The sequence below is a fragment of the Paenibacillus sp. FSL P4-0113 genome (genome assembly GCF_038009305.1).
Lineage (GTDB): Bacteria > Bacillota > Bacilli > Paenibacillales > Paenibacillaceae > Paenibacillus > Paenibacillus polymyxa_D.
Window position 1 is genome coordinate 5,173,566 of the sequence record NZ_JBBPAZ010000001.1, and the last position, 14,559, is coordinate 5,188,124.

18 protein-coding genes are annotated in these 14,559 nt (G+C 46.2%); all 18 read left to right on the forward strand.

What is annotated here, in order from left to right:
* Positions 1-120 precede the first annotated feature (120 nt).
* Complete coding sequence (locus MKX46_RS22615) at positions 121-378, forward strand: hypothetical protein (RefSeq protein ID WP_341071810.1); 258 nt, start codon at positions 121-123, stop codon at positions 376-378.
* An 86-nt stretch (positions 379-464) separates the two neighbouring features.
* Positions 465-818, forward strand: coding sequence for a FlxA-like family protein (locus MKX46_RS22620; protein WP_165144962.1), 354 nt, complete (start codon positions 465-467; stop codon positions 816-818).
* Positions 819-1,114: 296 nt separating this feature from the next.
* On the forward strand, positions 1,115-1,543 hold the full coding sequence (locus MKX46_RS22625; RefSeq protein ID WP_165144965.1) for a GNAT family N-acetyltransferase: 429 nt from the start codon (positions 1,115-1,117) through the stop codon (positions 1,541-1,543).
* An 11-nt stretch (positions 1,544-1,554) separates the two neighbouring features.
* On the forward strand, positions 1,555-2,016 hold the full coding sequence (locus MKX46_RS22630; RefSeq protein ID WP_069012027.1) for a hypothetical protein: 462 nt from the start codon (positions 1,555-1,557) through the stop codon (positions 2,014-2,016).
* A 36-nt stretch (positions 2,017-2,052) separates the two neighbouring features.
* The gene (locus MKX46_RS22635) at positions 2,053-2,865 is read left to right on the forward strand and encodes a helix-turn-helix transcriptional regulator (RefSeq protein ID WP_069012029.1); all 813 of its coding nucleotides are present in this window, start codon (positions 2,053-2,055) and stop codon (positions 2,863-2,865) included.
* Between the two features lie 105 nt (positions 2,866-2,970).
* Positions 2,971-3,927, forward strand: coding sequence for an aldo/keto reductase (locus MKX46_RS22640; protein WP_318626846.1), 957 nt, complete (start codon positions 2,971-2,973; stop codon positions 3,925-3,927).
* Positions 3,928-4,194: 267 nt separating this feature from the next.
* Complete coding sequence (locus MKX46_RS22645) at positions 4,195-4,686, forward strand: 8-oxo-dGTP diphosphatase (protein ID WP_069012034.1); 492 nt, start codon at positions 4,195-4,197, stop codon at positions 4,684-4,686.
* A 36-nt stretch (positions 4,687-4,722) separates the two neighbouring features.
* Positions 4,723-4,917: a hypothetical protein gene (locus MKX46_RS22650; protein ID WP_341071811.1), complete on the forward strand. Its 195-nt coding sequence runs from the start codon at positions 4,723-4,725 to the stop codon at positions 4,915-4,917.
* A gap of 47 nt (positions 4,918-4,964) precedes the next feature.
* Positions 4,965-5,486 (forward strand): GNAT family N-acetyltransferase, encoded by a 522-nt coding sequence (locus tag MKX46_RS22655; RefSeq protein WP_341071812.1) that lies wholly within the window; start codon positions 4,965-4,967, stop codon positions 5,484-5,486.
* Between the two features lie 28 nt (positions 5,487-5,514).
* Entirely contained in the window at positions 5,515-5,964 is a 450-nt protein-coding gene (locus MKX46_RS22660) for a hypothetical protein (RefSeq protein ID WP_341071813.1), read from the forward strand.
* Positions 5,965-6,153: 189 nt separating this feature from the next.
* Positions 6,154-7,188 (forward strand): NAD(P)/FAD-dependent oxidoreductase, encoded by a 1,035-nt coding sequence (locus MKX46_RS22665; protein ID WP_341071814.1) that lies wholly within the window; start codon positions 6,154-6,156, stop codon positions 7,186-7,188.
* 146 nt (positions 7,189-7,334) lie between these two features.
* On the forward strand, positions 7,335-8,018 hold the full coding sequence (locus MKX46_RS22670) for an HD domain-containing protein (protein WP_029516427.1): 684 nt from the start codon (positions 7,335-7,337) through the stop codon (positions 8,016-8,018).
* A 164-nt stretch (positions 8,019-8,182) separates the two neighbouring features.
* Positions 8,183-9,163 (forward strand): ABC transporter substrate-binding protein, encoded by a 981-nt coding sequence (locus tag MKX46_RS22675; protein ID WP_029516428.1) that lies wholly within the window; start codon positions 8,183-8,185, stop codon positions 9,161-9,163.
* 10 nt (positions 9,164-9,173) lie between these two features.
* Positions 9,174-10,181 (forward strand): FecCD family ABC transporter permease, encoded by a 1,008-nt coding sequence (locus MKX46_RS22680; RefSeq protein WP_039269698.1) that lies wholly within the window; start codon positions 9,174-9,176, stop codon positions 10,179-10,181.
* A complete protein-coding gene (locus tag MKX46_RS22685; protein ID WP_029516431.1) occupies positions 10,174-11,196 on the forward strand; it encodes a FecCD family ABC transporter permease in 1,023 nt (340 codons plus the stop codon). Before MKX46_RS22680 ends, MKX46_RS22685 begins: the two co-directional genes overlap by 8 nt.
* 118 nt (positions 11,197-11,314) lie before the next feature.
* Positions 11,315-12,085, forward strand: a complete 771-nt coding sequence (locus MKX46_RS22690) for an alpha/beta hydrolase (RefSeq protein ID WP_029516432.1) — start codon at positions 11,315-11,317, stop codon at positions 12,083-12,085.
* Between the two features lie 317 nt (positions 12,086-12,402).
* Entirely contained in the window at positions 12,403-13,188 is a 786-nt protein-coding gene (locus MKX46_RS22695; protein ID WP_039269699.1) for a 2,3-dihydro-2,3-dihydroxybenzoate dehydrogenase, read from the forward strand.
* 77 nt (positions 13,189-13,265) lie between these two features.
* Positions 13,266-14,552, forward strand: coding sequence for an isochorismate synthase DhbC (gene dhbC / locus MKX46_RS22700; RefSeq protein ID WP_029516434.1), 1,287 nt, complete (start codon positions 13,266-13,268; stop codon positions 14,550-14,552).
* Positions 14,553-14,559: the final 7 nt, after the last annotated feature.

Here is a 14,559-nt window from a genome sequence, read left to right on the forward strand (position 1 = left end):
GAGTCTGTATTGATTCAGTTATCATTCAGCATACCCTCAGGTTGCATTCAGATTTGCTACCGATGAAAGGTAGGTGGGCAGCCAAAAACATTATGTACACTGAGAGGGAATCTATTTTGTTTGTCACTATCCATTAACAGACATCTTATCACGACTTCCTATGATCATTCGAATACGGTGAAGTCACATGAGAATGGACTAAATACCACGGGGCATACCACACACAAGAAATCTAACGATTCACTCGAACTGAGCAAGGAATTCATGAAATACACGGGAGGAATGCAGGCTCCGCTTCCTACGAATGCCACAGATGAAGAAATATCGGCTTTATTCGATAAAATCGCTAAGACTTTTGAACAATCTGTATCATCGTAGTCATAGTCATTAGAGTGCAACACCATAGCTTAGAACCGGTTAGCCCACACGTGTAAACTCATACTTTTATAAAGGGGAAATCTCGTATGAACATTTCATCCACATCCAGCAGTTCTATATCTATTTCAAGCACTTCATCTTCATCCAGTACCAACGATACAGCTAGTCTGGAAAAGCAAAAAGCTCAACTTGAAGCGGAGTACAACAAGGTACAGCAAAGTAAGGATAATAAAGATACAAAAGAAACAAAAATGAAGCAGCTTCAGCAACAAATTAAACAGATTGAAGCTCAAATTGCACAGCAAAGTTCGCAATCCAGCAGTACGTCAACTCCAAAAATGGAAAAGCCCGCTCCAAGTAACACAGAAACAACTCGTATCAACAGCGCTAACAGCAGCGATATTACGGGAGTTGGGAAATCACTGGATATTTCAATTTAATCATCCCCTCTCTTCTCCTGTATGGCAGACGATGGATATAAAGGATAGCAGGTTCTCCGTTTCAGAGGGGCCTGCTTTTTTCGTTACTAAATATTTTGCATGAATCCAGGGAACGACTTTAATCAGCGATATTTAGATTAGAATAATTCTGTCCATCTAAATTGAATCATGTGACTAAACATAGAAAAGTATATACAATATATAACAGTAGGAAGATGAAAGTATTTTAACCCTATTATTTTCTATATTTAAATCAGTAAGTGCTAGTAATCATTTCAAATTGGAGGATTTATGCCATGACGCTGGAACCTCAGATGAATCGAAGTAGTAGAGATGAAGCGCGTTTAGTCAGAAACAAGTTGATTGAGTTTAATGCGAAACACGTTCCAGCAGATATTCGAACCCAATACGAAGAGATTAATCTTACGCTTAAAAATGAAGACGGTCAGGTGATAGGCGGTCTCCTAAGTGTACTATGTTGGAACTGGGTGGAGGTTGATATTTTGTGGGTAGATCAGAGCTACAGAGGAAAGGGCTACGGTTCACAACTACTCGGTGAAATTGAACAAATTGCTAAAGAAAAAGGGTGCGATTTTATACAACTTAATACCTTTACTTTCCAAGCGCCCGAATTCTATGAAAAGCAGGGGTATGAAGTCGTTGGTGTCATTGACGATGCTCCGAGAGGCTTTAAACACTATTATTATAAGAAAAATATCTACTGAGGATTCTATAGATGCGCGTACAGATCAAGGAAATAAATAAAGATCAGCATATCACCATTCGTAATATTGGCAAGGAAAAAGTATACGGCTACTGGACATATTTTTGGCATGAACTGACTTCTGGATATGCGTATGTTGTCCCGTATGAACAAAGCTTAAATAAGATGATTCCCGGTTGTGTAATTTCGGTCGAGACTTCTCAATCCAGTATAGAGGGGTTCAGGAGGCTGAAGCCTACTGAAGAGACAGGGATTTTTCGACCTCAACCAAAGCTAGGCGACTATTGGATTCAAGGAACGATACATCAAGTGATGCAAGGCGAAGCAGACGAGATAGAATGTGTGGAGATTGTAGTAGGAGACACTACGTTTATTTTGGATTCTGAAGAAGTGAATGGTGATGTCAACGTTAAAGCGGGCGACGGTGTCGCCTTTGAAATCATAGGCCTACAGTTGTTTGACGAGGGACTGTGAGCGTTCTATAGCGATTGATTCGAAAAGAGGTAACACATGTCTAATGATAATAGTAAATCGAAAACGTTGGGAGCTTTTCTGAAATCACGTCGAAATCGACTTCAACCAGAGCAGGCAGGTCTTAGACTTTCACAGGGTCAGCGAAGAACACCGGGGCTTCGCCGAGAAGAAGTTGCGATGCTGGCAGGTGTCAGTGCGACGTATTACACATGGCTGGAACAAGGTAGAGAAGTAACAGCATCTAAGGAGATTATCGAAAGTATAGGAGAAGCTCTACAATTAACTCATGATGAGAGAGCACATCTAATTCAATTGTGGAATCCCAATGAGGCGGTTGCGATTTCGCCCATCCATACAAGGCTGAATCCACAGTGGCAACATATTATTGATCAGTTGTCCTATCCTTCCTTTATCAGCAATGAAAAAGCGGAAGTGCTTGCTTGGAATAGCGCGGCGAATGAGGTGATTACCGATTTTTCTTCCCTGTCCGTTTCTGAACGTGTCATGATTCGTTTATTGTTCGTGGATTCCGAATTACGTCGTCGAATGGTTAACTGGGAAGAATTCGCGTCCTATTCGGTAGCTGTTTTTAGAACCTATTATGACAAGTATTTAGGAGATCCTTGGTTTGAGGAGACGGTAGAACGGCTGCGTGTGGAAAGTATGGAGTTTGACACCATGTGGAAGCAGCATCATATCCAGCTCAAAAAGGTGAATCGGGTTTCCCTTCAAATCCCTGGCGCTGTGGAAGCAGTTTCCTATGATATTAATTCTTTAGCAAGTATTACGGACCAACCGGGTCTGCACTTTTGTATCTACACGCCAGTAAGCCAATCCTCTGCCTGGTAATCTTGTTACTAGTATAAACGTACTGTGGTTGCCTCCATAAGGGTCTATTAGAATGAGTACATGTTCATTCCATCCATTTACCCAAAGAAAAGAGGGAACCATGATATGCTGAAAAGGAAATTGGGATGTGAAGGGCTGGAGGTATCAGCTCTGGGCCTTGGCACGATGATGATGCCGAACAACGAGGAGTCGGTGCGCACACTTCAGGGAGCGCTGGACCTTGGTGTAACGTTGTTTGATACAGCAGATCTTTATGGTGAGGAATACGCACAGCAGAAGTTCGGCGGCAATGAGAAGCTAGTTGGACGTGCGCTCAAGGGTCGTCGGGAGGAGGTAGTGATTGCCACTAAATTCGGGATCACACACACTCAGGGACCCAAGGGAGATCCGGCATATATTAAAAAATCCGTAGACGCCAGTCTGTTTCATCTGGGGACTGATTATATCGACCTGTATTATCAGCATCGAGTCGATCCCAATACTCCGATTGAAGAGACCGTCGGAACGATGGCCGATTTGGTTAAGGAAGGGAAAATCCGTTATATCGGCTTGTCGGAAGCGTCGGCTGAACAGATCCGCCGCGCGCATGCGGTGCATCCAATTACCGCAGTAGAAACCGAATATTCCTTGTGGAGCAGAGAAGTGGAAGACGATGTCCTTCCGCTACTAAACGAACTGGGAATCGGCTTCGTCCCCTACAGTCCACTGGGTCGAGGTTTCCTCACGGGACAGATCAAAAAATTTGACGATCTGCCAGTGGATGATTACCGCCGTCATTTCCCTCGCTTCCAAGGCGAGAATTTCACCAAAAATCTAGAGGTTGTCCTCCTGATCGAAAAGCTGGCTGCCCAAAAAGGTTGTACTTCTGCTCAGTTGGGGCTGGCATGGCTGCTTGCGCAAGGCGACCATATCGTCCCGATTCCAGGAACGAAGAGATTGGAAAGAGTGCGTGAAAATCTTGGTGCCCTACAGGTCTCTTTGTCGGAAGCAGAGCTTCAAGAGATCGAGCGTATTTCGCCTAAAGGTTTCGCAGCAGGTTCTCGTTATCCGGAGCGTGCCTAGAAAACGGAGTATTGGCATGATGATTAAGTTTAGGATAAGACCGTTCCTTTCTGGAGCCGCTTGGTAGTACCAGCGGCTCTGTAGAAAGGCGGTCTTTTTTTTACTAATTTTGACCGACTTAGGCATGAGTTCTCAAGTCTAGTCTATGGTTAGAGTTATTGCGCTCTACAAAATAACGAGTTAAAGTATGGGAAATGCCATATTTAACCACAGTTTGTCGGTGTGAAAGTAAAACTAGATTTTAGTGAATCGTGAATAAAGAAAGGTATGATCGGATTGACAACAGAAGTGACACACAAAATATATACCATGTGTATGATTCAGGACGGAAGTAAGGTATTGCTTATGAATAGACCCAATCGTAAGGGGTTTCCGGGTTATATTGCTCCAGGAGGAAAAGTAGAGTTTCCAGAAAGCATTGTGAATGGGGCCATTCGTGAAGTAAGGGAAGAAACAGGCTTAACCGTTACGAAAATCGTATTTAAAGGAATCGACGAATATTGTGACCCAAGCCAAGGGCTGAGATATATGGTCTTTAACTATTTGGCTACAGCCACTGAAGGTGAACTATTAAAAAATCCCCCCGAGGGAGAACTGCTGTGGGTGGATATGAAAGAAGCGCTAAATCTGCCGATGCAGGATTGGTTTAAGCGGAGATTTCCATTGTTTTTTGAGCCAGGAACGTTTGAAGTTAGTTCCGTGTGGCTGGCGGATACAGATGAAACTCTGGAAGCAACGATTAAGAGCTATGGTGTATAGAGATGACGACGACATTTGGAGAAAGGCGAAGAAGAATTGGCAAAAGGTTTTCTTACTGCTTACGCACAAGGGATGGAAGCTAAAGAAGGATTTACTGAGCGTTTCCGGGTGCATATGCTGCATCAGCAGGTTCTAAACTGGGGATGTGCCAAAGCGATGAAGCAAATCACTTGGGATGATAAGCTCTCTTTTGCAGATTGGGCGCAAAAATTCATGGATATTGAGGTATAAAGCAATAGCAGACAAATTGAGTGTTTAAAGAGGAGGTAGTGAGTGGGATGCAGACCGTCAGATTGGTAAAGCCGGATCAGGACTGGAAGGAAGCTTATCTTTCATTTTATGAGGAATGGAAACAGAGTCAGGAGCATATGGTACCTTGGGTGATCTCTGTAGAGCCGTACGATTTTGAAGGTATGCTGACGTTTTTAAGTAATCAGGAAAATGGAATGAACCTGTCTGAAGGCTGGGTCAAAAGCTCCACATACTGGCTTGTGAATGCGAATGAACAGGTTGTGGGAGCGGTGAATATCAGGCATGTCCTTAACGAACACCTAATGAATGCCGGAGGTCATATCGGTTACGGTATCCGTCCTTCTGCACGAGGGAACAGGTACGCTGTTACAATGCTGGCCTTGGCGCTGGAAAAAGCAAAAGAGCTGGGGATTTCCCGAGTCCTGGTCGTATGCGACTCCGATAATATTGCCTCCAAAAAAACAATCATACAAAACGGTGGAATGCCGGACAAGGATTACATAGAGGAAGACGGAAACCGTGTAAACCGGTTTTGGATCGAATTGTGAGTGAGAAAGAGAGGAACGCGAGAAGCTCATGAAATTATGGCCTGAATATGCGCAAAACATCATTGTTGGTGTTATTTTTGAAGGAAAATGGAATTGGTATGTGACGGAAAGAGAATATTGGTTTTTGAATACCGAGATGGAGGAACGGTTTGGTATCCCTATTTTGGATGAAACCACAGCAGGAGCATTTTTGGATCACATCTGTGAATATAAGGTGGCTACAGGGGAACTAACTTCAATGCTCCAGTTGCTGGATGATGCTATTCAGCATCAGGATGAAGTGCTGGAGTTTTATCCTGCTCTGTATGTTAACTTTGATGAGAAAGTTCTCTATTCGCTATTTCCTGAGCCAGCTTCGTTTGAACACTATGTCCCAGTGGGGTGGAAAGGAGAATATCAAAACTTTTTGAACGAGGTACCTTCATCTGAACAGTATTGGATGATTGATGGAAGTAACTTTTTTGAAACATTCACTTGATAGAATGAAAGAGGAAATGAATATATGGATGCTTCCATGCATGAGTAGCTATATTAACCCATAAAATGCAGTTCTAAGGTCACGAAAACCTCTCTAAGGGTCATGTTTTTATTTCCTAATTGATATTGATAATTATTATCACTTATAATAAGAGCAGACATATTACGCTATGATAGGGAGAGTTGCAGAGTGACAGTGTCCTTGGAATTATATGATGTAACGATCATCGGCGGTGGTCCTGCCGGTATGTATACCGCATTTTACAGTGGAATGAGAGATATGAAGACCAAGCTGATCGAAGCTAAGCATGAGTTGGGCGGACGGATGCGCATATACCCAGAGAAGATGATATGGGATGTCGGAGGGATTACCCCGGTTTTATGTGAAAAGCTGATTGATCAGCTGGAGCAGCAAGCGCGGACGTTCGAGCCTACCATTGTGCTGGGGCAGCAGATCACTGGTTTGGATCGGCAAGAGGATGGCACGTTCCTGCTAACTTCTGCCACAGGGGAACAGCATTGGACACGCACGATCGTTCTGGCAGTAGGCTATGGTATTCTCAAAATGGCTAAGCTGGAGATTGAGGGGGCGGACCGCTATGAGGTTACGAACCTGCATTATACTGTACAAGAGCTAGAGCCATTTCGGGGCAAGCACGTCCTGATTTCCGGTGGGGGCGACTCAGCAGTGGATTGGGCGAATGAGCTGGAGTCTATTGCGGCGAGTGTGACCGTCGTACATCGTCGGGATCACTTTGGTGGACATGAGAAAAATGTAGCGCGTATGAAATCATCTTCGGTCCGTGTTCTCACGCCATACGCGGTGAGTCAGCTACATAGCAACAATGGAGAGACGATTGAACAGGTAACGATCAGTCATGTAGATACGGACGAAATACAGGTGCTGAATGTCGATGCAGTCATCGTAAATCATGGACTAAAATCCGATTTCGGTCCGCTTCGGGATTGGGGACTGGATATGGGGGAGTGGCATGCCCGAGTGAGCGAAAAGCTGGAAACGAATCTGCCGGGGATTTTCGCGGCAGGCGATTTTGTCGAGTACGGAAGTAAGCTGTATCTGATTGCCGGTGCGTTCACAGATGCCGCCCTTGCGCTGAACAGCGCGAAGCTGTATATTGATCCGGCAGCTGACAAAGCGGCATATGTTTCTTCTCATAACAGCCGCTTTAAGGAGAAGAACCGCGAGCTTGGTGTCGTGGAGTAGAGTAAGATACGGAATTAAGTTATATAGGATTAGAGATAGGGTAGGGAAAATGTAAAAGAACTTCCGCGACTACGATTGATGTGGTTTGCATTAAAAAATCAAACGAACCTACCATAGAAAGTATGGACTGGATTGAAAGGTGACATATGAAGAGACGAACGGAGCAACAGGAAGCGATTTGTGCAGATATTATTCAAAAGGCAGAGCCCTTTGTACAGCAACAGTTGGAGCATGATCATAGTGGTCACGATTGGTGGCATATAGACCGGGTGAGAAAGCTGTCTCTTAAAATTGCTGCCAAAGAGGGCGCAGATTCGTTTATTTGTGAACTGGCAGCACTGCTGCATGATGTAGCGGATGAAAAATTAAATGATTCCAAACAAGCCGGGCTGGATAAAGTAGAGCAGTGGCTGCTTCTGCATGTAAGTGATCTGGATATAATCGCGCACGTGATGACTATTATTGCTACGATGTCCTACAATGGTGGACAAAACCCGCCCATGGAGACGCTGGAGGGTCAAGTTGTGCAGGATGCGGATCGGTTAGATGCTCTTGGAGCAATTGGGATTGCAAGAACCTTTATGTATGCAGGCTCAAAAGGCAGTATGATGCATCACCCGGATAAAGATTTTTCACAGCATGAGTATCGTGCCGCAGGTAAAAGTGCCATATACCATTTTTACGAAAAGCTGCTCAAGCTCCAGGATTTAATGAATACCACTTATGCCCGAGAGCTGGCGGAGGTTCGGCATCAATGGATGGAGCTGTACCTGGAGCAGTTCTATAGAGAATGGAATGTGGATGATGTTCAGCAGAGAGAGGAAGGCTGATGCTTCTTAGATGCAGTGATTCCAAGGAAAAAAGCTCACCTTTTTAATAAATATTAGAAAAAATATTGCAATGCACTGATTTCTCTCCTACTATTGATAATAGTTATCATTGATAATGATAACTATTATCTGTAATCAAGCAGTAGAGGGGAGCCATTCAGGTTATGAAGAAGTTTGCAGTAGGGGTGTGTACTTTATTATCGGCAAGTTTGTTGTTGACAGCGTGTGGTGGAAAAGTGCAGGAGGTGGATAGCTCGGCTCAAACGAATTCCAATGCATCGACACAGACGTCAGTTTCCGACGGAGAAAGTGCCAAGACGATTACATATCTAGATAAGACTTATAAGCTGACCAAGACGGATCATATTATTGTAGCAAGTCTGGAAGCGATGGAAGATGCGGCTGTCCTGGGAGTAAAGCCGACTGGGGCGGTTACTTCGGGAGGAAAATTCCCCGAATACATGGAAAAAGCGATGGAAGGAGCCGCAGATGTTGGTGACCGAATGCAGCCTAGTGCTGAAACGATCCTGAAACTGAAGGCAGATGTGATTCTTGGGAGCTCCAAATTTCGACCTGCGGTGGCAGAACAGCTGGGGAAGGTCGCTACATTGATTCCAGTATCTCATATTTCAACGAACTGGGAAGCGAACCTGCTCATGTTGGGGCAACTTACGGGCAAAGAGGCGAAGGCGAAAGAGATACTGAACAAGTACAAGCGAGATGCTCAGGCGGCCCAACAGAAGCTCAAGCCATTATGGGAAAACAAAAAGGTGCTTATGGTACGGATTCGTACAGGTAATCTGTATGTATATCCTGCAGATGTATATTTCAATCCTTCGCTATATGTTGATCTGGGAGCTAAGGTACCGGAAGAGTTAAATACAGTAAAGGCACAAGAGGCAGTTTCTTTGGAGAAGTTGGCTGATATGAACCCTGATTATCTGTTCGTGCAATTCTCAGAAGGAGAGAACAAGGATCAGCCGCAGGCATTAGCAGATCTGGAGAAAAATCCGATTTGGAGCAGTATCAGCGCCGTAAAGAATGGGAAAACCTTCGTCAACATCGTAGATCCCAATGCTCAAGGCGGTACTTCATGGAGCAAACTAGCCTTTTTGGAAGCGGTTATGAACCGACTTTCGCAGTAAAGGTAGGAACATGGGAAAAAAATTAATCTCTCCTTACCTTATCATCTTCGTCTCTCCCTTGTTTATCGTGTTAACGTTACTGCTGTCTGTGATGTACGGAGCCAAGACGATAGAATGGGAGACGGTAATTGCTACCTTTTTCCATTTTGATGCTGGGAATGTAGATCATCAGGTCGTATTAAACTCTCGTCTGCCTAGAGCGGTCGGCTCTATATTGATTGGTGCTTTTCTCGCGATTTCAGGAGCCATTATGCAGGGAATGACGCGGAATTTCTTGGCTTCACCCTCCATTATGGGCGTGTCAGATGGAGCGGCATTTGTGATCACCTTAATGATGATCCTCGCGCCGAACTCCACTTCGATGGGGCTGATCGGCAGTTCTTTTGTAGGATCGGCTCTTGGGGTAGCTATTGTATTCGGTTTAGCCTGGATGATTCCCGGGGGTCTTGCTCCGGTTCGTATGGCCATTTTGGGAACAATCATCGGCACGTTTTTAAGCAGCCTGTCGGCCGTTCTTTCCATTTATTTTAATGTATCGCAAAATGTAAGCTTCTGGTTTAACGCACGACTGCATCAGATGGATCCCGGGATGATCCAATTGGCAATTCCCTTTGCTCTTGTGGCAGTTGTGGGGGCGATGCTGCTGGCCAAGCCAATAACACTACTGTCGCTAGGCGACGACGTGGCCACAGGCCTGGGACAGCGGTCATTACCGGTCAAGCTGGGGGCGATGCTCTGTGTAGCATTGCTGACGGGTGTTTCTGTTGCGCTGGCAGGAAAAATTGCTTTTGTTGGCTTATTGATTCCGCACATCACCCGATATTTAATCGGAGTAGATTACCGTTGGGTCATTCCATGCTCTGGTTTGATCGGTGGCGTTTTTTTGGGTATGTCTGATGTGTTGAGCCGTTTTCTAAATTATCCGTTTGAAACGCCTATTGGTGTGGTTACCTCAGTCATTGGCATCCCTTTCTTTCTGTACTTAATACGTAGAAAAGGAGGGGGAGAGCATGCGTAAAATCAGTGCAAAACGCCTGTGGCTCGTACTTTTAAGCGTGGCTGCGCTCATTTTAGCAGCCTCCTATATTAGTCTGACCCATGGGGAGTTTGACATGACTCTGCAGGAAGTGGTTCAGACGTTGTTCCGTATTCATCCTACTCCGCAGTTGGATTTGGTAATTTTTGATTTTCGGCTACCTCGTATTGTGATTGCCGCCTTGGTCGGTCTGGGGCTGGGGATTGCTGGGGCGGCGGTACAGGGAGTTACACGGAATGGCTTGGCTGATCCCGGCATTTTGGGCATTAATGCAGGGGCGGGGGCAGCCATCGTCATATTTATGTTCTTTTACCAAGGACAGATGGAAACGACAGGCTGGACTGCGGCGTTGGCTATGCCCTTTTTTGGCTTGATTGGAGGATTGATGGCTGCCCTGCTGATCTATTTGTTTGCATGGAAAGCAGGACGCCTGGATCCACAGCGGCTGCTTCTCGTAGGTATCGCGATTGGCTCTGGCTTCGGTTCCTTAAGCTTATATCTATCGCTGAAAATGAAAGCCTCGGATTTCGAGATGGCGACAGTATGGATGTCGGGCAGTATTTGGAGTGCGGATTGGAAGCTGGTTGCCGCCGTAATTCCGTGGCTTGTCATTTTGATCCCTGTTATTTGGTTGAAATCGTATGTTCTGGATCTATTTCAATTGCATGAACATACAGCTAAAAGTCTCGGCGTTGCGACCGAAAAGGAAAAGTCTATTCTTCTGCTGTCCAGCATTGGACTGGTGAGTGCCTGTGTGTCTGTTTCAGGAGGAATAGGCTTTGTAGGATTATTGTCCCCCCATATCGCCAGAAGATTGGTTGGCCTTCATCATCGTCTTGTGATTCCCGTATGCGGCATGGTGGGTATGGTGCTGGTACTGTTGTCTGATTTTGTTGCCAAAACGGTGGTTGCGCCTGCGGAAATTCCCGTTGGGCTGATTATTGCGGTGATCGGGGTCCCTTATTTTGTAGTCTTGCTCATGAAAAAAACGGCCTAATTGAATTGAAATTGAGGTTCTATAGGAGGTTATTCCCGTGAAAGACCTATTTACGCATGTTCATCGTTCCAGTGATGCACATGGAGCTGTGTACGTTCCTCGAAGTCAGCATCGAGTGATGTATTCACAGGCTGAAAACCGTGAGTATCATATTTATATTGCGATCCCTGCTGAAGAACCTCCTGTATCCGGGTATCCAATTATTTATGTACTGGATGCCAATTCTGTTTTTGGAACCCTGGTGGAAGCGGTGCGTGTTCAGGGCAGACGACCCGACAAAACGGGTGTTGTCCCAGCTATCGTTGTAGGAATAGGCTACCCAACAGAGGCTCCGTTCCATCCTTCTCGATATTACGATCTTACACTACCAAGGACGGCAGTAGAGCTTCCTGTAAGACCAAACGGAGAAGCACCTATTGAAAGCGGGGGAGCCGAGCATTTCCTGTCATTTATTGAAGATGAGCTAAAGCCTAAAATGGAGCGTGATTTTCACATCGATCGCAGCCGACAAACGATCTTCGGTCATTCATTAGGGGGCCTGTTCGTATTACATACCCTGTTTACAAGACCCGGCTCTTTTCAGATCTATGTGGCGGGAAGTCCCTCTATTCACTGGGGTGGGAGGGCCATTATGGAGGAAGAGAAACACTTTTTAGCCTCCACAGATCAGGAACAGCGGAACAAAAGGCTGTTGATTGCGGTGGGTGAGCTGGAAGCAGGACATTCAAGTGGTATGCAGGAAAAGGCCAGGGAGCTTGCCGAGCGTTTAACAAATGTGAATGATTCGGGCTTGCATGTAGAATTCCGTGAATTTGCAGATGAAGGCCATATATCCGTGTTGCCAGTACTGGTGAGCAGAGCCGTTCGTTTTGCTTCGGTTTGTCACTAAAACTATAAAAAGAATCAAAAAATGAAGATATATAAAGGGATATAGAGTATAAAAAGGGATAAAATTCAAAAAAACCTCTCCAATGCTAGCAGGAGAGGTTTTTTTGAATTGATAATTTTCTTAAATGTACAAATATGGACTAAAACAGACGATTTTCAACATTGACTGTAATTGATGGTTTAGTTATCATATTTTGTAACTATTAATTGATAATGATTATCATTATTAGTTATTTAAATTCAAAATGAATGATGATTACAGCAGAAACTGAGCGTTAAACTGCTTCTTTTGATTTCGCTGGAAAGGGTGGAATGAACATGAGTGATGACGGAATACAGGGGAAGGTAGCTCTGGTTACAGGTGCTGCCCAAGGTATCGGTGCTGCTGTGGCGCGTTCTCTGGCCGAATTGGGAGCAATCATTGCCGCTGTAGACCGAAACGCAGAAGGTGTGAGCAGGCTGGTAGACGAGCTGGTGCGTGACGGCTATCGTGCAACGGCTTTTCCTGTCGATGTCAGCCATCGTGCGGCTGTCGATGAGACGGTAGAGCAGATTGAGCATCATCTCGGACCAGTTGGCATTTTGGTGAATGTTGCGGGTGTGCTACGAATTGGGCTAGTAGACACGCTCCGTGACAGTGACTGGACGGAAACCTTTGCTGTAAACACAAACGGTGTCTTTTACATATCCCGGGCTGTGGTGAAGCATATGATTCCCCGGAAATCGGGTTCGATTGTCACGGTGGGTTCCAATGCGGGAGCTGTACCTCGTATGTATATGGCAGCTTATGCAGCTTCAAAGGCCGCTTCGGCGATGTTTACTAAATGCTTAGGATTGGAGGTTGCCTGCCATCATATTCGCTGTAATGTGGTGTCCCCAGGTTCTACGGAGACAGAAATGCAGTGGTCCCTGTGGTCTGATGAAAGTGGGGCACAAGCAGCTATTGACGGATCGCCGAACGCTTACAAGGTCGGCATTCCACTGCGAAGGTTGGCTGATCCGGCAGATATCGCGGATGCTGTTGTTTTTCTTGCTTCGGACAAGTCACGCCATATAACGATGCATGATTTGCGCATTGATGGTGGCGCTACGTTAGGTGTCTGAGTGGAATGCAGCAGTCTTGTATGGGAATAGATGATGGCAATCGTGACAGAAAACAATGGAACAGGAGGCAATAACGTATGAAATCCAATACTGCGCTTGAAGTACAAGCGACTCACTTGCTAAAAGATTACAAGCCAGGCTCTTCCTTCTTTTTTGCGTCACCCACCCGGACTTTACTGGCCCAAGGTACGTTGGGGGCATTGCCGCATGGGGAGGCAAGCGATACGGAGGGCGGATTGACCGGGCGTGTAGCCACGTTGCTCGAGAGTGTGCGTCAGTCCCACGGTGGACATCCGATTGTGGTGGGAGCTATTCCCTTTGATGCTTCACGGGCTGCACAGCTTCTGGTTCCGGCAGAGACTCGCTGGGCGGGGCCGCTTCATTCTCACTCTACGAACTGGCACTCCGAGAATGGGAAAGCTGCCGATTCAGCGAATGCTGCCAGCCGTGTGAACCCGACAAAGCTTGGGCAGGCTCCGGACTACGGTATTCGTTCCGTGCCCGATCCGTCGGAGTTTGTACAGGGGGTGGAACAGGCCCTGAAATATATTGCGTCCGGGGAGCTGAACAAAATCGTGCTCTCCAGAACACTACAGCTGGATACTTCGGAACAAGTAGACGTTCCAAGTTATTTGCATAATTTAGCCAGACATAATACCAAGGGCTATACCTTCGCTGTTGATTTACCCGCTTTGGAGGCGGAAGAAGCAGGCTCGGACGGGGCTGTTGTCGGTGTGGAACAGCGAACGCTGATTGGAGCTAGCCCCGAGCTGCTCGTTTCCCGAGAGGGGCTGCATCTGACGGTTAATCCGCTGGCTGGCTCTGCACCTCGCAGTGATGATCCTGTCGAAGATAAGCTGCGGGCTGCGGCATTGCTGGAATCAGTCAAGGACCGGCATGAGCACGCGGTAGTCGTTGAAGCGGTGGCCTTGGCACTCAGACCGCTATGCCGGAGACTGGATGTGCCGCAGGAGCCTTCGCTGATACAAACAGAGACGATGTGGCATCTTTCGACTGAAATTACGGGGGAATTAGTGGATTTGACGGTTTCATCTTTGGCCGTTGCCCTGGCGCTGCATCCTACGCCAGCCGTATGCGGTTCGCCTACAGAGCAGGCCAAAAAGGTTATCCGAGATATCGAATCGTTTGATCGGGGCTTTTACACGGGAATTGTTGGATGGTGTGATGCAGCCGGAGATGGAGAATGGGTGATTACGATCCGTTGTGCAGAAGCTGCAAAGCATTCCTTGCGTTTGTTTGCAGGGGCAGGCATTGTGGCGGCTTCAAACCCGGAAGACGAACTGGCGGAAACAGCAGCCAAGTTTGGAACCATGCTTCAGGCATTGGGACTGAAGCATGAATAACGAGAAC